17 protein-coding genes are annotated in these 18,169 nt (G+C 66.4%); 6 read left to right on the forward strand and 11 right to left on the reverse strand.

Translation table 11 applies throughout. The features are described 5' to 3' along the window. Positions 1 to 264 precede the first annotated feature (264 nt). Both crcB and ACQR0U_RS20195 read right to left on the reverse strand, forming a co-directional pair. A complete protein-coding gene (crcB, locus tag ACQR0U_RS20190) occupies positions 265 to 651 on the reverse strand; it encodes a fluoride efflux transporter CrcB (RefSeq protein ID WP_434872227.1) in 387 nt (128 codons plus the stop codon). 178 nt (positions 652 to 829) lie between these two features. Then, a complete protein-coding gene (locus tag ACQR0U_RS20195) occupies positions 830 to 1,429 on the reverse strand; it encodes a superoxide dismutase (RefSeq protein WP_315753699.1) in 600 nt (199 codons plus the stop codon). 105 nt (positions 1,430 to 1,534) lie between these two features. Between ACQR0U_RS20195 and ACQR0U_RS20200 the strand changes: the two genes are divergently transcribed. Together ACQR0U_RS20200 and ACQR0U_RS20205 are read left to right on the forward strand one after the other, a co-directional pair. Further along, on the forward strand, positions 1,535 to 2,068 hold the full coding sequence (locus tag ACQR0U_RS20200; RefSeq protein WP_434872228.1) for a GNAT family N-acetyltransferase: 534 nt from the start codon (positions 1,535 to 1,537) through the stop codon (positions 2,066 to 2,068). Positions 2,069 to 3,103: 1,035 nt separating this feature from the next. Beyond that, the gene (locus tag ACQR0U_RS20205) at positions 3,104 to 3,538 is read left to right on the forward strand and encodes a DUF2147 domain-containing protein (RefSeq protein WP_315716527.1); all 435 of its coding nucleotides are present in this window, start codon (positions 3,104 to 3,106) and stop codon (positions 3,536 to 3,538) included. Positions 3,539 to 3,544: 6 nt separating this feature from the next. On the opposite strand, the gene ACQR0U_RS20210 is transcribed toward ACQR0U_RS20205, so the two are convergent. Next, positions 3,545 to 4,693, reverse strand: coding sequence for a DUF3095 domain-containing protein (locus ACQR0U_RS20210; protein ID WP_315716526.1), 1,149 nt, complete (start codon positions 4,691 to 4,693; stop codon positions 3,545 to 3,547). A 152-nt stretch (positions 4,694 to 4,845) separates the two neighbouring features. Between ACQR0U_RS20210 and ACQR0U_RS20215 the strand changes: the two genes are divergently transcribed. Beyond that, positions 4,846 to 5,646 carry an RMD1 family protein gene (locus ACQR0U_RS20215; RefSeq protein ID WP_409977997.1) on the forward strand — a complete coding sequence of 267 codons (801 nt, stop codon included), beginning with the start codon at positions 4,846 to 4,848 and terminating at the stop codon, positions 5,644 to 5,646. Between the two features lie 213 nt (positions 5,647 to 5,859). On the opposite strand, the gene ACQR0U_RS20220 is transcribed toward ACQR0U_RS20215, so the two are convergent. Further along, positions 5,860 to 6,576 (reverse strand): MgtC/SapB family protein, encoded by a 717-nt coding sequence (locus tag ACQR0U_RS20220; protein ID WP_315772367.1) that lies wholly within the window; start codon positions 6,574 to 6,576, stop codon positions 5,860 to 5,862. Positions 6,577 to 6,732: 156 nt separating this feature from the next. Between ACQR0U_RS20220 and ACQR0U_RS20225 the strand changes: the two genes are divergently transcribed. After that, the gene (locus ACQR0U_RS20225; protein WP_315716524.1) at positions 6,733 to 7,140 is read left to right on the forward strand and encodes a hypothetical protein; all 408 of its coding nucleotides are present in this window, start codon (positions 6,733 to 6,735) and stop codon (positions 7,138 to 7,140) included. A 10-nt stretch (positions 7,141 to 7,150) separates the two neighbouring features. On the opposite strand, the gene ACQR0U_RS20230 is transcribed toward ACQR0U_RS20225, so the two are convergent. From ACQR0U_RS20230 to ACQR0U_RS20250, 5 genes are all read right to left on the reverse strand, one after another. Beyond that, positions 7,151 to 9,445: a heavy metal translocating P-type ATPase gene (locus ACQR0U_RS20230; RefSeq protein WP_315828459.1), complete on the reverse strand. Its 2,295-nt coding sequence runs from the start codon at positions 9,443 to 9,445 to the stop codon at positions 7,151 to 7,153. A 99-nt stretch (positions 9,446 to 9,544) separates the two neighbouring features. Further along, the gene (locus ACQR0U_RS20235) at positions 9,545 to 10,276 is read right to left on the reverse strand and encodes an SDR family NAD(P)-dependent oxidoreductase (protein WP_315716522.1); all 732 of its coding nucleotides are present in this window, start codon (positions 10,274 to 10,276) and stop codon (positions 9,545 to 9,547) included. Next, positions 10,269 to 11,657, reverse strand: coding sequence for an AMP-binding protein (locus ACQR0U_RS20240; protein WP_316174999.1), 1,389 nt, complete (start codon positions 11,655 to 11,657; stop codon positions 10,269 to 10,271). The genes ACQR0U_RS20235 and ACQR0U_RS20240 overlap by 8 nt, the downstream gene beginning before the upstream one ends. Continuing rightward, positions 11,644 to 11,889: an acyl carrier protein gene (locus ACQR0U_RS20245; protein WP_315716519.1), complete on the reverse strand. Its 246-nt coding sequence runs from the start codon at positions 11,887 to 11,889 to the stop codon at positions 11,644 to 11,646. Before ACQR0U_RS20245 ends, ACQR0U_RS20240 begins: the two co-directional genes overlap by 14 nt. 127 nt (positions 11,890 to 12,016) lie before the next feature. Further along, positions 12,017 to 13,822 carry a long-chain-acyl-CoA synthetase gene (locus tag ACQR0U_RS20250; RefSeq protein ID WP_434843612.1) on the reverse strand — a complete coding sequence of 602 codons (1,806 nt, stop codon included), beginning with the start codon at positions 13,820 to 13,822 and terminating at the stop codon, positions 12,017 to 12,019. A gap of 176 nt (positions 13,823 to 13,998) precedes the next feature. Here ACQR0U_RS20250 and ACQR0U_RS20255 point away from each other — a divergent pair, with 176 nt between their 5' ends. Then, entirely contained in the window at positions 13,999 to 14,985 is a 987-nt protein-coding gene (locus ACQR0U_RS20255; protein ID WP_316171301.1) for a Bug family tripartite tricarboxylate transporter substrate binding protein, read from the forward strand. Between the two features lie 26 nt (positions 14,986 to 15,011). Here ACQR0U_RS20255 and htpG read toward each other — a convergent pair whose 3' ends face one another. Continuing rightward, a complete protein-coding gene (gene htpG / locus ACQR0U_RS20260) occupies positions 15,012 to 16,901 on the reverse strand; it encodes a molecular chaperone HtpG (protein WP_434843613.1) in 1,890 nt (629 codons plus the stop codon). A gap of 50 nt (positions 16,902 to 16,951) precedes the next feature. After that, positions 16,952 to 17,470 carry a MarR family winged helix-turn-helix transcriptional regulator gene (locus ACQR0U_RS20265; RefSeq protein WP_316186074.1) on the reverse strand — a complete coding sequence of 173 codons (519 nt, stop codon included), beginning with the start codon at positions 17,468 to 17,470 and terminating at the stop codon, positions 16,952 to 16,954. Between the two features lie 140 nt (positions 17,471 to 17,610). Here ACQR0U_RS20265 and ACQR0U_RS20270 point away from each other — a divergent pair, with 140 nt between their 5' ends. After that, positions 17,611 to 18,153, forward strand: a complete 543-nt coding sequence (locus ACQR0U_RS20270) for a VOC family protein (protein ID WP_315716514.1) — start codon at positions 17,611 to 17,613, stop codon at positions 18,151 to 18,153. Positions 18,154 to 18,169 lie beyond the last annotated feature (16 nt).

The following is an 18,169-nucleotide window of genomic DNA, read 5'->3' on the forward strand; positions in this document are numbered from 1 at the left end:
GTGATGACACGAGCGTTTTCGTTCTCACTAACTGAACACTACCTGTTTCCAATGCAACTTGCATTGCCGCTAGATTATTCCGCGCTGGACCCGCCGACGGGCCTCAAAGTCGCGCACCGTCAGCCCGTTCAGGACGAATTCGTCATGTTGTCATCTCCCGTTGGAAAAGAGGCCGGGATGGTCGCATGCAGGTAGACAAGTCCCAGATGCGGTAAGGTGAGTTTGCTACCTAATGCTGCATCGAAGCAATCCAGGACCGCTCCCTTAGCTCAGCACCCGCACCAGCGCGAGCCCTGCGAACAGGCCGGCGATAGAGATGCCGACCGAGCCGAGGACATACAGCGCGGCCAGTCCCAGTGCGCCGCGCTCATACAGCAGTGCCGTATCGAGCGAGAACGCCGAGAACGTCGTGTAACCGCCGAGGATTCCGGTCATCAGGAACAGCCGCCAGTGCTGGGTGGCGCCGCCCTTGAAGGCGAGGTAGCCAGCGATCAGGCCCATCACGGTCGAGCCGGTGACGTTGATGATGAAGGTGCCCCACGGAAAACCGGTGCCAAGCGCCCGCGCGCTGGCCATGTTGACCGCGTGCCGGATCGAGGCGCCGCAGCCGCCGCCGACAAACACGAGAAGATACCCGAACAGCTGATTCACGACACCTCACCCCTGCAGAGCGCACCCAGAGAAGCAATGCCCTGCTTTCCCCGCCAAAGATGCAAAACTTCTGCCGCACGGGTCTGCCGCTTGCAAGGATCGTCCTGATCACAAACCGCAGGGCATGAAAAAGGGCGGCGAGCCCAAGCTCACCGCCCTCCGTGTCGATCACGATCGATCAGATCGCCTTGCCGTAGAGCTCGTCGACGTAATCCCAGTTGATCAGGTTCTCGACGAACGCCTTCAGATAGTCGGGACGGCGGTTGCGATAGTCGATGTAGTAGGAGTGCTCCCAGACGTCGCAGCCGAGGATCGGGGTCGCGCCGTGCACCAGCGGGTTCTCGCCGTTCGGGGTCTTGGAGATTTCGAGCTTGCCGTTCTTGACCGAGAGCCAGCACCAGCCGGAGCCGAACTGGCCGACGCCGGCGGCGGCGAAGTCGGCCTTGAACTTCTCGAAGCCGCCGAGATCCTCGTCGATCTTCTTCTCGAGCCGGCCGGGCAGCTTGGAGCCGCCGCCATTCGGCTTCATCCAGGACCAGAAATGGATGTGGTTGAAATGCTGGCCGGCATTGTTGAACACGGCGGGGTTCTTGCCGAACGAGCCCTTGACGATCTCCTCGAGGGACTTGCCTTCGAATTCGGTCCCCTTGATCGCATTGTTGCCGTTGGTCACATAGGCCTGGTGATGCTTGTCGTGGTGGTACTCGAGCGTCTCCTTGGACATGTAGGGGCCGAGGGCTTCGTAGGCGTAAGGCAGAGGGGGGAGCGTAAAGGTCATGGGGTCGGTTCCGCAACTTGTGGGAAGACGGGATTTAACGGGACCTCCTTATAGAAGGTTCCGCAGTCCTAAACACTGTGATTCTGGAAAAAGCGAGCCGTTTTGATGAGCATCGAAATCGAGGTCCTGAATGGCGACGCCTCCTGGCCGCTGGTGAAGCCGCTTTACGACGCGGTTTGGCCGCCGGAGGTGGTCGCCGGATTGCCGTGGGCTGGTATCACATTTGCGCATGCCGACCTGCGGGTACTGGTGCAGGACGACAGCGGCGAGGTGCTGTGCCATGTCGGCATCTATCGCCGTCTCGTGAAGTGGAACGGTCAGAACGTCAATGTCGCCGGCATCGGCGGCGTTTTGACGCGTGCCGACATGCGCAACCGCGGTCTCGCCACGGTGGGACTGAACGCGGCGATCCAGACCCTGCGGCACGAGGACTCGATCAACTACGCCGTGCTGTTCTGCGCGGCGGACCGCATCCCCTTCTATACGGCACGCGGCTTCATGCCGTTCGACGGCGACGTCTACGCCGAGCAGCCCGAGCAGGGCCGCATCCGCTTCGACACGCTGTCTGCGCTCGTGCACGACGTCAAGCGCACCGCCCCGACCCGCGGCACCATCGACCTCTGCGGGTTGCCGTGGTGAGGCCGCTCTCTCCTGTCGTCCCGGACAAGCGCGCGGCACGCGCGCGCAGATCCGGGACCCATACCCCGAGGGAAATGTTTGAGGCACCGCTGGTCATTGGCGCTTTGCCCATGATGTCCGCCGCGGAGGATGGGTCCCGGCTCGAGGCCGGGACGACAGCGGAGCACATGGAGTGCCTTCCGAAAAAAATAATTCTCTTGCGCCTTTCTCGAAATCATGATTGTCTACGCGCATCCCGCCTCACCGCAGAGGGGCGTAGCGCGCGATCGTCACGACACGCGAGGTGGGGATGCGATGGCCGCGTTGCTGCCGCAGCACGCTTATCGGCGTGCGGACGAACGGTAGCGCGCGGACGTGAAGTCGCAGCGTCCTGACACCCCGACGCTGGTGTCAACCTGGCGCAATGCTCACGCATGGCGCTGGGGATGGTGGCCAACAAGCCCGGCGCACCAGGGAGACTGCGTATAAGCGTGAAGACCGTCGCGCAGGGAATGCCGGTTGAATCGGCTTTGCCTGTGGTACCTGCCGCCTGCATTTTTTTCGCAGGCGGGCCATGGGTGAGGCCTTCACCCGGCATTCCCTGCGCCCTCTGCATTTCGAGAGGGACGAACTGATCGCAGGCCTCGGGCGCGATGCGCCGCGAGACTGCAAAGCCATGTCCATCGCTGTTTGAGCCGTGAAACCACCTCACCCGCCGTCGTCGTCCCGGACAAGCCGTGACGCGCGCCAGAGGGGCATGGCGCCGATCCGGACCCATACGCCGCGGCGACGCGAGATGCGAAAAGCCAATCGCCGGCGCGTCTCGAACCGCTCCCTGGGGGTATGGATCCCGGCTCAAGGGCCGGGACGACAGCCGAGTTCGTTGCCGCAATCAAAACCATTTCCCGGCACATGCATGAGACAACCGAACAAGGAATTGAGACGGCTCGGCAGCCATGCACCTGATCGTGATGATCCCGCTTTGGACAACCGCTCCTCTGCGATTGCAACTGCGCCGTTTGCTGTTATGGAAACGCGGCTTCAACGGGGGGTAAGATGATTTGGAAATTGCGTTTGGCTGGTCTTGCGCTGGCGACCGTCGTGATGGCGCAGCCCGCTTTGGCCGCCGATGATCCGACCGGCACCTGGCTGACCCAGGCGGGCGACGCCAGGATCAAGGTCGCCAAATGCGGCGCCAATCTCTGCGGCACCGTCGTGTGGCTGAAGGAGCCGATGGACACCGACACCGGCAAGCCGGCCGTCGACAACAAGAATCCCAATCGCGCGCTGGCCAACCGCCCGATCATCGGCCTGCAATTGTTCGAAGGCGTTCACTCGGAGGGGCCGAATAAATGGTCCGGCAAGATCTACAACGCCGATGACGGCCAGAGCTACACCAGCCACATCTCCGTCTCCGGCCCGGATACGCTGAAGGTGGAAGGCTGCGTCGGATCGCTGTGCGGCGGCGAGACCTGGACCCGCGCGCGCTGATCACTCTCAGGCGACCGCGGCCTTCAACGCGGTCGCAGCCGATGCGTAGCCGCCTCGCGCGCCGTCGATGAAGTGGACGTGATCCGGCCGGATCGCGGACGGCGTGAAGCAGGTCATCATCGCGGCATCTTGCCGATGCAGCCCGTAGCGGACGATGCCGCGCGAAGCCGCCGCGCCGAGCCGGCGCTCCAGCTCCTGCGCGAGCTCGTCGGTGCAGTCGAGGATCATGCGCAGCGCATCGTCATATTTGCGGAAGTCGGAATTCTCGACCACCTGCTGCTTGTAGAGATCCGGCACGAAGCCGCCGATGCTGATGTTGAACCGCATCACGGCATAGACGAACAGCGTACGTCCGAGCACGCGGGCCCAGCGCGACAACAGCGGTCCGCGCGCGGCGCGGACCTCGTAGCCAAATCCCTGCGGCGGCCATCGCAACGCCGGCGCGCCGGCCGGCACCGGCCGCCCGGCATCGGGGCTGCGCTCGGTGAGGGTGATGATCTCCTCGATCACCTTGCGATAGGCCTGCGCATCCGCGCCGGGAGCCGGCAGCACCAGCACCGACAGGATGACCCCGCGCGCCGCCGGAATCTCCTCGAAGCGGCACGAGAGTCCGGACAGATCGGGCTGCGCACCCGACGGCGCCGGGGGAATCGCGAACTCGCCCCGCTTCATCGCGGCCTCGGCCCAGCCCACTCCGCCGCCCGCGAACATCGCATAGGACAGATTGGCCGACGGACCGTAGCGCGCCACGCGGACATCGAGCCCCTGCGCGCGGATCGCCGTCACGGGCACCAGCGCGACGCGCATCGCGAGAGCGAGATCCTCCCTGACCCAGGTCGCGGTGGCGGCAAGGGCTTCGCGCGCGGCCGCTTCGTCATCCGGGCTGACGGCGAAGCTGGCGCCGTCACCGCCGAACACGAACGGGAATTCGCGCCCCTCCAAGGCATTGGTGACCGCGGCGATGACCGCCGCCCCGGCCATGTTGACCGCCTTGTAGCGCCTGTCGGCGATCGCCTTGGTCGACTCGACGATGTCGGCCGTGCCGATCAGCCAGTCGTCCGGCACCGGCTGGTAGAGCTGCGGCTCCATCAGGCGCGCGAAGCCGCGAAACACCGGGATCGAGGCATAGTAGTCCGCAGCACTGGTCTTCGACATCGAGAGGCATCCATCCGGGGTGCGCGTCCAATGAGGAGCTACGTTCCTTCCTGTCAAGCGGGTTCAGGCAGCGATATTCGGCAACGGACGTGTCGCCAGGCTTGCGCCGCGTTATCGTTCTGTCGGGCTCGACGTGCTAGCCTTTCACCATCATGGCCGACTCCTCCCCCGTTCCACAACTCGCCGCCCGCGCGCTCCAGATCGCGGACCGCATCAATACCGCCGGCTTCGAAGGCCAGGTGCTGTCGGCGACGCCGCTTGCGGTCCGCATCGGCGAGACGGGAGTTGCCGTGGTCTTCCGCTACGGCGTCGTCGTCTTCATCGGCCTGTCGGTGGCCGAGGAGATCAACTTCCTCGACCGGCTGAGCGCGCGGCTGTTCGGCCCGATCGCGCCCCACGAGGAAGAGACGGCCAAGGTCCAGGTCGCGCGCGAATCCGACGAGCCGATCCCGGTCGGCGGCCCGGTCCTGGTCAAGGAATTGTCGCTGGAGCGACTGCTCATCGTCGCCGATGCGCTGGCGAAGAGCGTCGTGCTCGGCCGCAGCGAGCGCGAGATCGCCAACGTGTTCGACACCATCGAGCCGTTCGCGCGCGAGCTGGCGATGCTGGGACGAACATCGAAGAGCCGGGTGGCGATGCTCAAGCTGCTCGGCGAGGCGCTGCTGGTGCAGCACCGCGTCTCCGGCCGCGTGGCCGTCGGCGAAAAGCCGGACGTGTTGTGGGACCGGCCAGATCTGGAGCGGCTCTATGCGCGGCTCGAGGACGAGTATGAGCTGAAAGAGCGCGAGGACACCCTCAACCGCAAGCTCGCGGTGATCGCCGAGACGGCGACCACGCTCGCCGACATCATCGACACCAAGCGCTCGCTGCGGCTCGAGGTCATCGTCGTCATCCTGATCGCCTGCGAGATCGTGCTCGGCTTCTATGAGATCTTCGCCCGCGGCGGGCACTGACGATGGAGCTGCCGCACGCCTGACGACTGACGGCGCTGCATTCAGCGATGGTTCAGGCGCGACATGGAACTTTCGCATGGGCGCGATGAGCGATGCAGGGGATATCGAACCATGACGTGGGTGGGGAGCTTGCCACGGCCGCCGGCGGCCGGCAGCCACGAGGTGTGGCGAGCGCCCCGCCGCCGGTGCGGCGATGCTGGTCCGGCAATGCCGTCACACCAGCGCCCTGACGTTCCAGGTCGCATGACGGACCCCGGCGAGCTTCGCCAGCTCGGACACGACGCGGTCGAGATCGACCGTATCGACCGCGAGCGGCACCAGCGTCGCGACGATCTCGACGATGTCCTCGGAGCGATAGACGACCTCGGTCTCCCGCACCGGGTATTTGGCCGCCTCCAGCCGCTCGTCGAGCGCCTCGCGCAGCTCGGCGGCGCGCAGCCCGTCGGTGGTCAGGACGATCTCGTAGTGCGCCTCCGACGTCTGCGCATTGAGCGGGATGCGATCGATCGCGTTGACCAGCGGCCGCAGCAGCGTGTTGCCGGCCAGCACGAACACGGTCAGCGCCACCGATTGCGCGATCAGGTCGGCGCCGGCGCAGGCGCCGACCGCGGCGGACGCCCACAGCGTCGCCGCGGTGTTGAGCCCGCGGACGTTCATGCCCTCCTTCATGATCGTGCCGGCGCCGAGGAAGCCGATGCCCGACACCACATAGGCGATGATCCGCACCGCGCCGTCGGCACCGGTCAGGCGGTTGCCGAGATCGACGAAGGCGGCCGCGCCGACGGCGACCAGCACGTTGGTGCGCAGGCCGGCGCTGCGCTGCCGGTATTGCCGCTCGGCGCCGATCAGCGTCCCCAGCACGAAAGCTGCGAACAGGCTGACGAGCGTGTCGAGGAAATCATAGACTTGGAAAGTGTGGAGGAATCGCATGGGCTTGCTGACTGTCTGCAGTATTAAGCTCCGTGGCCTGCCTGGCAGCAGCGACACGCGTGGCATCCGGCGGCGGAACCGCCGCGAGAGGCCGCTTTCTTAGGACGTCCTTGATCGAAATCAAATCCCAGTCCCTCCCGCATACTTTAGGCTGATATGATCAACAGGCAGATGACGTCCGGCAAACACATGACGCCATTCTCCGACGTCCGCAGGGATCACAGCCCGGCCGTCCGGCTGGGACATGATGCGGTGAGTGCGGTGAAGCTGTCCCAGGAGCTCACCGCCGAGATCGACGCCTGGGCGGAGGCTCACCAGATGACACGCTCCGACGCCATCGGCCAGTTGCTCACGATCGGCCTGCATGCATCGCGGCCGGCAGCAGCCGGGCAGCCCACGTCGCGGGATCCCGTCGCCATCGAGCAGAATGCGATCCGGCTGATCGATCGGATGCTCGATCCGAGTCTGTCGGCCGAGGAGCGCCAGCGGCGGATCCGCCGCCTGATCGAAGGTCCTGCGGAATTCGCCAACGAACGGATCGACCTGCCGCGGCATCCGGGCTGACGCGAACGGTTCAGGCGGCCGAGCGCGCCACCACGGCCTCATAGATGTCGTCCTCCTGCGCCGTGTGCATGCGCACCAGCGTCTCGATCGCCTCGATCACCCGTTGCGCATCGCGGATCAGATAGCGGTCCACATGCTCGGACGGCAGATCCTCGACCAGCCGGCCGAGCAGGCGCGCCAGATGCAGGATCTCGCGATGCGCCCGGCTCATCGCCGACAGGCCATGGCTCTCCTGCAGGAGCCGCGCGAGCTTCGGATAGACCGATCCTTCGTCGTCGCGCTCATGCGCCACGACCTTGTCCTGCACCAAGCCGTTTGCCTCCATGATCAGCGCCACGGCGCCGTCCGGCGAGGCTTCGTCGAGCGCATCGACGATCGAGCGCAGGCGGTCGAGGCCGCGCAGCAGCGCCTGGTGATCATGCCTGAGCCCTCGGCCGTCTTCGGCCGTGATCCGGCCGGCCTTGCTGCGTCCAGCCGGGAACAGAGCGCGGAGCGCGTTCAGGATGACGGCGACGTCGATGGCCTCCTGGACCAGGGCCGCAGGTACCGGCTGCAGCAGCCCGAAGGCGGCGGCCCCCATCGCGACGAACGACAGGCCCATGCCGGCGAAGATGCTCTCCAGGGCGACGCGTCGGGCGCGCTGGGCGATCACGATCGCCTTGCCGACCCGATCGAGCCGATCGGCCAGAATGACCACGTCGGCGGCTTCCGACGAGGCGCTGGCGCCGCGGGCGCCGAGCGCGATGCCGACGTCGGCGCAGGCCAGCGCCGGGGCGTCGTTGATGCCGTCGCCGACCATGATGGTGGGATGCAGCCGCTGCTCGCTCCTGACCGCCTCCACCTTGTCGGAGGGGACACGGTCCGCCAGCACGGCGTCGAGGTCGAGCGCCGCGCCGATCGCCTGCGCGGCCGCGGCGCGGTCCCCGGTCACCATGACCATGCGCGCGATGCCGGCCTCGCGCAGCCAGCGGATCGCCCGCGGCGTATCCGCGCGCAGCTCGTCCGCCAGCAGCAGCGCCCCGATCGGGCGCCCCTCGACGGCGACGAAGACGATCAGGGCCGAACGCCATGACGCGCGGCGGATCGCGCGCGCCGCCCAAGCCGGCGGCGTGCGGCTGCCGAGCACGAGGTCGCGCGAGCCGGCCATCACAGGGCGGCCATCGATCAGCCCTTCGAGGCCCGAGCCCATCGTCTCCCTGACCTGTTCGGGCACCTTCAGCTTCAGCCCGCGGGCCTGGCCGGCCTGAACGATCGCGTGCGCCACCACGTGGTGCGAGGCCTGCTCGAGCGATGCGCAGAGCAGCAGCACCGCATCGGCGTCCTCGCCCGGTGCCGCGTCGACCGAGAGCAGCCGCGCGCCGCCGACGGTCAGCGTGCCCGTCTTGTCGAACAGCACGGTATGGGCACGCGCGAGCGCCTCGAGCTTGCCGCCGCCTTTGACCAGAATGCCACTTCGGGCCGCCTGCGCCACACCCGCAATGAAAGCGACGGGTGCGGCGAGAATCAGCGGGCACGGCGTTGCCGCCACCAGCACGGCAAGACTCCGGATCAGATCGCCCGAGGCCAAATAGGCGGCCCCCGCAATAGCGAGGCTTACGGGCAGGAAGATCAGCGCGTAGCGGTCGGCAAGCCGCACGAACGGCGCTTTCGCGGTCTGGGCCGTCGTCACCAGCTTGACGATGCCGGCATAGGTGCTTTCGCCCGCGGTCGCCGTGACCGCCATTTCGAACGTGTCGCCGGCGTTCACCGATCCCGACAGGATCGCCATCCCGCGCGTCTTCATCACCGGGATGGGCTCGCCCGTGAGCGCCGACTCGTCGACGACGGCGATGGTTGTTTCGACCATGCCGTCGACCGGGACGATCTCGCCGGCGCGGACCATCAGGCGATCACCGACCGCGACGCTGGCGATCGGAACGTTGTCGATCTCGTCGCCACGGCGGCGATGCGCCTCACGCGGCGCGCGATCGACCAACGCGCGCAGATCGTGCTCGGCGCGGGCGACGGCAATGTCCTCCAGCACGTTGCCTCCGGAATACATCAGCGCCACGACAGCGCCGGCCAGCGGCTCGCCGAGGATGATCGCCGCGCTCATCGACACCAGCGCGATCGCGTCGACGCCGATGCGGCCGGCCAGAAAATCGCGGACGATCGAGACGATCAGCCCCAGGATGACAGGAACGGTCGAGGCCGTGAACGCGATCCCGGCAAGATCGGGGCGACCGAGCACATGCGCGAGGCCGCCCGCGGCGAGGCCCGCGATTGCGATCACGACGAGGGTCCACCGCAGAATGCGCTCGAACATGGATACCGGTTCCGGATTGCGCCGGCACTATCGCTGCTGCCGCCCGTCGGACGCTTGAGCGAAATCAACGGCGAGAGCGACCGATCGCCGCAAATGGCCTCAGGCGGTATTGCCTGCGTCGACCGTCAGCACGGTGCCGGTAACATTGCGCCCGCCGTCGCCGAGCAGGAATTCAACCATCGCGGCCACGTCATGCGTCTCCGGCAGCCGCCGCAACGCGCTGCGGCCGGCGATGCGCCGCTGCTGCTCCTCGTCCATGCTCTGCGTCAGCTCGGTGGCGATGAAGCCCGGCGCGATCGCGTTCACGGTGATGCCGACCTTGCCGACCTCGCGCGCCAGCGAGCGCGTGAAGCCGTTGGCGGCCGCCTTGGTCGCGCCATAGACGGACAGGCCGTTATAGCCGGTAGAGGCGATGATCGAGGAGATGTTGATCACCCGGCCCTCGCCCGCGGCCATCATGTGACGAACGACGTATTTCGTCAGGATCATCGGCGCCAGCACGTTGAGCCGCACCAGTGCCTCGATCTCCGAATTGTGCATGGTCGCGAGCAGGCCCTCGGTGCCGAGACCGGCATTGTTGACGAGACCATAGAGCGGACCGAACTCGTCGCGCACCGACTTCACGAAGGCCGGTAGTTCATCAACGATGCTGAGGTCGCAGGCGCGGAAATGAATGCCGGCGCTGCTGGCGCTGAACTCGGCCATCGCGGCGCGCAGCTCGTCGCTCTCCCGGCGGGCCACCGCGATGACGTCATAGCCCGCTCCCGCGAGCCTGCGCGCGATGGCGAGCCCGATGCCACGGCTGCCGCCGGTGACGAGAACATTATGCATCGGCGCGCGCCAGCTTGCCGGCCGGAGTGACGTCGAGCGCTGGCACGACGCGGATCATCGCCGGCACCTTGTGGGCCGCGAGACGCGCGCGACACGCGGCGAGGATCTCATTGCGGACCGTCTCACTCCGTACCGGATCGGCATCCGCCGTCAGCACGACCTCGGCGACGACGATGCCGCCGGTGATCGGGCTGCGCCGCGACTTGGCGCGCGACATCCGCACCTCGGGATGGCCATTGATCACGGCTTCGATCTCTTCGGGATGGACCTTGAGCCCGCCGACATTGATGATGCCGTTGCGGCGTCCGACGAAGTAGTAGCGATCGCCGCGCAGCTCGACCATGTCGCCGGTGTCGACATAACCATCCGTGTCGGTCAGGGCGGCGGCAGAGCGTCCGACATAGGCGTGCGCCGCGCGCCTGGAGCGGATGCGCAGCGAGCCGTCGACGACCTTCATGTCGACGGCACCGCGGCCCTCGCCGAGCAGCGTCGCAGGAAAACCCTCCAGCCCATCATTGACCGCGAAGCCGACGCCGGCCTCCGTCGAGGCGTAGGCATGACCGATCGAAGCGCCGGGAAATGCCTGCTTCAATCCGTCGAGCACGGCCTGGTCGGCGATCTCGCCGGAGAGACGCACGTAGCGCGGCGCAAAGCCTTCCACCGACCCACTCATCAGCAGCTTGCGCCAATGCGACGGCGTTCCGGACATGTGAGTGACGCCGCGTGCGTTGAGGCGCGCGATGTGGTCCGTGAGCCCCTCGCCCGGATCCGACAGCACCATCGAGCCGCCGCCGACGATGGCACGCAGGAAGATCTGCAGGCCGCCATAGCGGCGAATGTCGTAGAAGGTCGCCCACACCGGCATCGCTTCGCCAGGTACGGGGCGGTCGCCGATGATCGCGCCGCACAGGCCCTCGAGCGTATGCCCGACAATCTTCGGCACGCCCGACGTGCCTGATGTCAGCATCAGCCATTCGGTGGCACGCGCCGTTTGCACCACCTCGGCGAAAGGCTGCGGCAGGGCGACCTCGATCACGAGATCGACGCCGCAGGCGTCGAAACGCTGGACCTCGTCGGTCACGATGGCGTCGATGTCAGCATCGGCGATGATGCTGGCGAGATGCTCGCCCTTGAGATCCGGCGGACACAACAACAGGCGCCGTGCGACGCCGTCGATCTCGATCAGCGCCAAGCCGGCGAGCAACTGACCGGACGTCGCCAGCAGCACCGAACGTCCGTTGAGCTCTGCGCTGCGGCCGCCGAGGCAGCTTCCACGCGACAGCTCGGCGAGCGATAGGAGGTGACGCGGATCGGAGATCGTCCGCTCGGTCAGCGCCGCCCCGAGATGGTCGCGAAGGGCGAAGATCTCACGCGGGGACATTCTCATAGGCCCCGATGAAGTCGCCTATCGTGTTGGGGAACGTCACATCCTCGGACAGGGTGAACGGATCGACGCCGAGATCGTCCTCGAGACGGGCGACCAGGATGGCGAAAGCGAGCGAGTCGAAGCCGGTCTCGTGCAACGTCAGCTCGTCGGTCAGCGGCGGCAGCTTGACCTTCTGCTCGTCCGCAATCTGCTTGATCGCTGCAATAATTCTTAACCGTACCGACATGGGCCAATCCGCTCACTGTTCAAACGATGAAACCGACCATAGGACGAGAAGGTGAAGGAAGCCGGACTTGCCAGCCATCTTTCGGGACCGTTGGTAAATACCCATCATGGCCTATGATTAAAATCATCTACAAACGAACCTCGCCGGCGAGGATCCGCGCATGGAGATCCCGATCGAGCAGACAATAGGCACCCGTCCCGGCGTCGCGCACGTAGAGCGGCTCATGCACGATCGACGGATCGAAGCCGTCGCGCATCAGCGCCTGCTTCTTCTGCTTGAATGTTTCGGTCGACTGCAGCGACGACGTGATGCGGAGCGCCACCGGCCGAGCATAGGGCGGCAATCGGCGGGCAAGTTCTAGAGAGAGGCGATCGAGATCGAAGCTGTCGCCGACGACGAGCGCAGCCATGCCGGCGCGTCCGTCCCTGCCGGGCACGACGACACCATAGGTCGATGCTTCCAACACGCCGGGACATTGCAGGATCGCCTCGTTCACCTCGCTGGTCGCGACGTTCTCGCCCTTCCAGCGGAAGGTGTCGCCGAGACGATCGACGAAATAGAAGAAGCCCTGGTCGTCCTGGCGCATCAGGTCACCGGTGCGGAACCAGGCATCGCCCTTGGCGAAGACGTCGCGCAGGATCTTCTTCTCGGTCTCGCCCGTATCGGTATAGCCTTCGAAGCGGCCGCCTCGCTGGTCCGCCGTACCGATGCGGCCAATGGCCTCGCCGATCTCGCCGCGCGCGCAGACCAGGCACCGCCCGTCGGGTCCGCGCAAGGGTGCGCGCTGGTCGGCATCCAGCTTGATGATTTCGGCGGGAAAGCGATGCGCAAGCAGCGACGGCACACGCCCGATCGATCCCACCCTGCCCTCGACATTGTAGAGTGAGAAGTTGCCTTCGGTCGCGGCGTAGAATTCCAGCACCTGGGGGATGGCGAAGCGCGCCTGGAACGCCTCCCAGACGTCGCCGCGCATTCCGTTGCCGCAGGCGAGCCGCAGCCGATGGGCGCGGTCGAAATCGGATGGCGCGGCGGCCAGCAGGTAGCGGCAGAGCTCGCCGATATATTGCACCAGCGTGCAATCGTGACGGACGATGTCGCGCCAGAAATTGCTCGCCGAAAACTTCTCGGCGAGCACCGCCGCACCGCCGGCGCGCAGCATGCTGCAAGGCGCGACGATGCCGCCGACGGAATGATAGACCGGCAGACAGTCATAGAGGCGATCGTCGGGACCTGCGCCGGTGAGGCCGGCAAACCAGCCGCCCCAGTTCATGATGCGGCGATGGCTGATGCTGGCGGCCTTGGGCAGGCCCGTCGTGCCGGAGGTGTAGATCAGCAGCGCGCGGTCGTTGATCGTCACGGCGCGGCGCTCAGTCGCGTCGAGCGCGTGCGTATCCATCGCGGCGATCGCGACGTCGAGATCGCCGCCGCCGGCAATCCAGACACGCGGCCCGCCCGCGATCAACGGCGCAACCTCCGTATAGGCTTCATGGAAGTCCTTGGAGACGATCACATGGACTGGCCGAGCCACATTGATGCAATGCGCAAGCGACGGTCCGATGAGATTGGCATTGATGAGCGCAACCACACCGCCGACGCGACTGATCCCAAGCCAGGCGGCCAGGTAGTCGGGCCGGCTCGGCATCATCAAAGCGATCGTGTGGCCAGGCCCGATGCCATTGGCCAGCGCCCAGCGGGCGTATCGGTTGATGCGCCCAGACAGGGCGGAATAGCTCAGCGTCTCGCGATCGGAGATCAGCGCCGGCCGTTCGGGCTGCTTCGCGGCCCAGTCGTCCACCACGTCGGCGAACAGCCGCGCCGGCTCTGCCTCGATGCGCGAGGTCAGCTCGATCGCCTTCAGCCAGATCTTCGCTGCCGACGGCTTCCGAGGGGCCGTGCTGAGTTCCACAGATCGATCCGACTGCCCGGAGTTCATGAACGCCCTCACCCCAATTCGGCGTGCTTATAGGCCGGGTGGCCTGACCGGCCGTTAATCGGGAGGGTTAACCGGCCGAGAGTGCGTCGCTGTTGATGCGAATGCGATCCTTTACGAAGTTCTCGGAAATGCCGGTTAGCGTACCGCTCCCAGAACATGCCAACGCGAAGGCCGGCATGCCCAAGGACACGATGACACGACGCGCCTTGCTGCGCTGCGCCGCCTGGAGCAGCGTTGCAGCCATGACTTCGACCACGGCGTTCGCCGGAGTTGATGCGCCCTATCCGGCTCGGCCCGTCACCTGGGTCATTCCGTTTGCTCCGGGCGGGGCCACCGGCCGGCTGTCGCTCTTGATCTGCGACCGGCTGACCCGCCGACTGGGCCAGCCCTTCGTGCTCGATCACCGGCCGGGTGCGGGCGGCGCGACCGCCACCAAGAGCGTCGCGAGCGCCGCGCCGGACGGCTACACGATCCTTGCGACCTCGACCGCCAACGTCATTACGGCCTCGACCGACGGCTCGCCCGGCGCCGAGGGCGATCTCATCCCCGTCGCCGGCATGGCGCGCATGCCGCTGCTGCTGCTGGTCAGCCGGCAGCTGCCGGTCGAGACGCTGCCGGAATTCCTGGCCTATGCGAAGGCCAACCCGGGCAAGCTCAGCGTCGGCTCCGCCGGTCCCGGCACCGTCCAGCTGCTGTCGGCCGAGCTGTTCCGGACCCTCGGCGGCATCACCTGGTCAGTCGTGCATTATCGTGGCTCGGGGCCGGCCCTGACCGACCTCGCCTCCGGCCATATCCACGCGATGTTCGACAACGCCGCTTCCGCCGCCGACCTTTTGCGCAGCGGCAAGGTCCGGGCGCTGGCCGTCACGACGCGCGAGCACGCCGCCGCCTTCCCCGATCTGCCGCCGGTCGCCGACGTGCTGCCGGCGTTCGAAACCTCCGGCTTCTATGGCGTCGCGGTGCCGCACGGCACGCCGAAAGCCATCGTCGAGCTGCTCAACCGCGAGATCAACGCCGCGCTGGCCGATCCCGACATCAGCAGGCAGTTCGCCGAGGTCGGCGCCACGCCGCTCACCGGCGACGTCGGCGTCTATGCCGCGACCTACCGCGCCGAGATCATGCACTGGCGCAAGCTGGTCCCGCAGGTGAGCGCGAAGAACTGACCTCCGCGCCCGGCGACCCGCCTGCCTCAGGCCCCCGCGACGCCCAGCAGCACCAGCCGGTTGAGACGGGCCGCGAAGGCGGCCGGATCCTCCGGCAGTTCGCCGTCGAGGATCTGCGCCTGTTCGAGCAGCAGGAACGACAGATCGTCGACCTTGGCCTTGTCGGCGGCGGCCTTGGCGACCGCCACGACCAGCGGATGGCGCAGATTGATCTCGAGGATCGGCTTGGTGCGCGCCCCGCGCGCCTGCTGCGACAGGATGCGCTCCAGCTCGCGATCCGGACCATGGCTGCCGGCCACCAGGCACGACGCGCTGGTGGTAAGCCGGGTCGAGACCTTCACGTCGGTGACGTGGTCGCCGAGGCTCGCCTTGATCAACGCGATCGTGTTGGCCTCGTCGGCCGCCGGCTGCGCCTCGTCCGCTTGCGTCGGCTCGGTTACCGGGATCGGGTCGAAATTGATGTCGCCCTGGCTCAGCGACTTCAGCGGCTTGCCGTCGAACTCCAGCCGTGCCGAGGTCCAGAACGCATCGACCGGATCGGTGAGGAGCAGCACCTCGACGCCGCGCGCCTTGGCGGCCTCGAGCCGCGGATTGGACTTCAGCCGCTCGATGCTGTCACCAACCAGGAAATAGATCTCGGTCTGGTTCTCCTTGAGACCCTCGACATATTGCTTCAGCGATCGCCGCTCGCCCGATGTCGTGGTGAAGCGCGACAGCGCCAGCAGCTTGTCGCGGCGCTCGAAATCCTCGTACAGGCCTTCCTTGATCACGGCGCCGAACGAATCCCAGATCTTGTCGAAGTTTTCGGCATCCTTGTCGGCGAGCTGCTCCAGCTCGCCGATCACGCGCGTGGTCACGGCCTTGCGGATCTGCGCCAGCTGCGGATTGTTCTGCAGCATCTCGCGCGACAAATTGAGCGGCAGGTCCTCGCTGTCGATCACTCCGCGGATGAAGCGCAGATAGGCCGGCATCAGGTCGGCGTCATCGGTGATGAAGACGCGGCGAACATAGAGCTTGACCTTGCCCTTGCGCGCCGGCTCGAACAGGTCGAACGGCTTGGTCGACGGCGCGAACAGCAGCACCGCGTAGGAATAGCGGCCCTCGGCGCGGTAGTGCAGCGTCATCGCCGGCTCGTCGAACGCGTGCGCAATCGACTTGTAGGCCTTACTGTAGTCCTCGGACGTCAGCTCGGACTTCGAGCGCTGCCACAGCGCGCTGGCGGAGTTGATCTGGCGCGGCTCGCCCTCCTCCGGCACCAGCATGATCGGAAACTGGATGTTGTCGGAATAGGCGGTGACGATGCGCTCGATCTCATAGGTTTCGAGATATTTCTTGGCGTCGTCCTTGAGGTGCAGCACGATCTCGGTGCCGCGCGTCACCCGCTTGGCATCCTCCTCGGACGCGGGCGCCACCTCGAAGCCGGCGCCGCCCGACGAGGTCCACGTCCAGACCTCGCTGCCGCCGGCACGGCGGCTGATCACGACGATGCGGTCGGCGACCATGAAGGCCGAGTAGAAGCCGACGCCGAACTGGCCGATCAGGCCGGTGCCGTCCTTGGCCTCGGCCAGCTTCTGCACGAACGCCTTGGTGCCGGAGCGGGCGATGGTGCCGAGATGGTCGATCAGTTCCTGGCGCTCCATGCCGATGCCGCTGTCGGCGATGGTCAGCGTATCAGCGGCCTTGTTCGGGATGATGCGGATCTGCGGCGCCTCGCCCTCGCCGATCAGGTCGGGTCTGGCGATCGCCTCGTAACGCAGCTTGTCACAGGCGTCCGAGGCGTTCGAAATCAGCTCGCGCAGGAAAATGTCGGTCTCGGAGTAGACCGAATGCACCATCAGATGGAGCAGCTCGGAGACTTCGGCCTGGAAGGAATGGCTAACGGTGGCGGTGTCGGTCATCGTCGTACGTTGGCCCATGCTATCAGGGGTGGAGAGAGACCGTCGATATAGCGCGGCGGCGGCACCGATCAAGCCTTTCGGCCGGGGGGATCATCGAGCGATCGTTCGGCGGCCGCGAGCAGCTTGTCGATGACCGTGTCGAGGGTCGCGATCTCGGCGGCCGAAAGCACGCTGAGCAGCTCGGCCTCGCGCGCCAGCGCATGGGGCACGATTCTGCGGTACAGCGCCCGCCCGGCGGCCGTCAGCGCCACGATCCGCTCGCGGCCGTCCTCGGGATCGCGGCTGCGGCTGACGATCCCGCGCGCCTCCAGGCTCTGCATGGCGCGGCTGACGTTCATCTTGTCGAGCGTCGTCAGCCGGCCGATCTGCTTGGTCGGCAATTGCGGCTGCTCGCCCAGCGCCGCCAAGATGCGCCATTCCTGGCGCGACAGCGCGAACCTGTCGCCGTAGACCTCCGCCACCGCCAGCGACACCTGCTCGGCGAGCCGGGCCAGCCGGTAGGGAAAATAGCGCTGCAATCGGAGCTCGCGCTCCGTGGCCGCCTCGCCCTGCTTGCGGTCCCGCATGTCGCTGGCCAGCTTCGTCATCGCGTCCTCTGCCCTCGTCCGTTCCGGGCGCTCGCCCCTGGCGACCTCAATCCGATCCCAATCGGGTTGATCTGGATCAAGGCGACCAGATCGTATCATCCGTTACCATCTTGCCAACCACGAACATGGGAGGAGAAGACATGCAGATCGAGAAGATCCATCACGTCGCCTATCGCTGCGTCGACGCCAAGGCCACGGTCGAGTTCTACAAGAAGGTCCTCAACATGGACCTGCTCGGCGCCATCGCCGAGGACAAGGTGCCCTCGACCAAGGCGCCCGATCCCTACATGCACATCTTCCTCGATGCGGGAAACGGCAACATCCTCGCCTTCTTCGAGCTGCCGAACTCGCCGCCGATGGGCCGCGATCCGAACACCCCGGAATGGACCCAGCACATCGCCTTCCAGGTCAAGGACATGGAGGAGCTGGAAGAAGCCAAGGCGCGCGCCGAGGCCGCCGGCCTCGACGTCGTCGGGATCACCGACCACACCATCTTCAAGTCGATCTATTTCCATGATCCGAGCGGCCATCGGCTGGAGATCGCGGCCTGGACTGCAACGCCCGAGCAGATCGCGCGGATGAAGTCGGTCGCCCACGCCATGGTCGACGAATGGGCGACCACCAAGAAGCCGCCGCGGCACACCGCCTGGATGCACGAGAAGGAATTCGCAGGCAGCGACTGAGCGATTGCTCGTCCCG

The sequence above is a fragment of the Bradyrhizobium sp. HKCCYLRH3097 genome (assembly GCF_051167875.1).
Classification (GTDB): domain Bacteria; phylum Pseudomonadota; class Alphaproteobacteria; order Rhizobiales; family Xanthobacteraceae; genus Bradyrhizobium.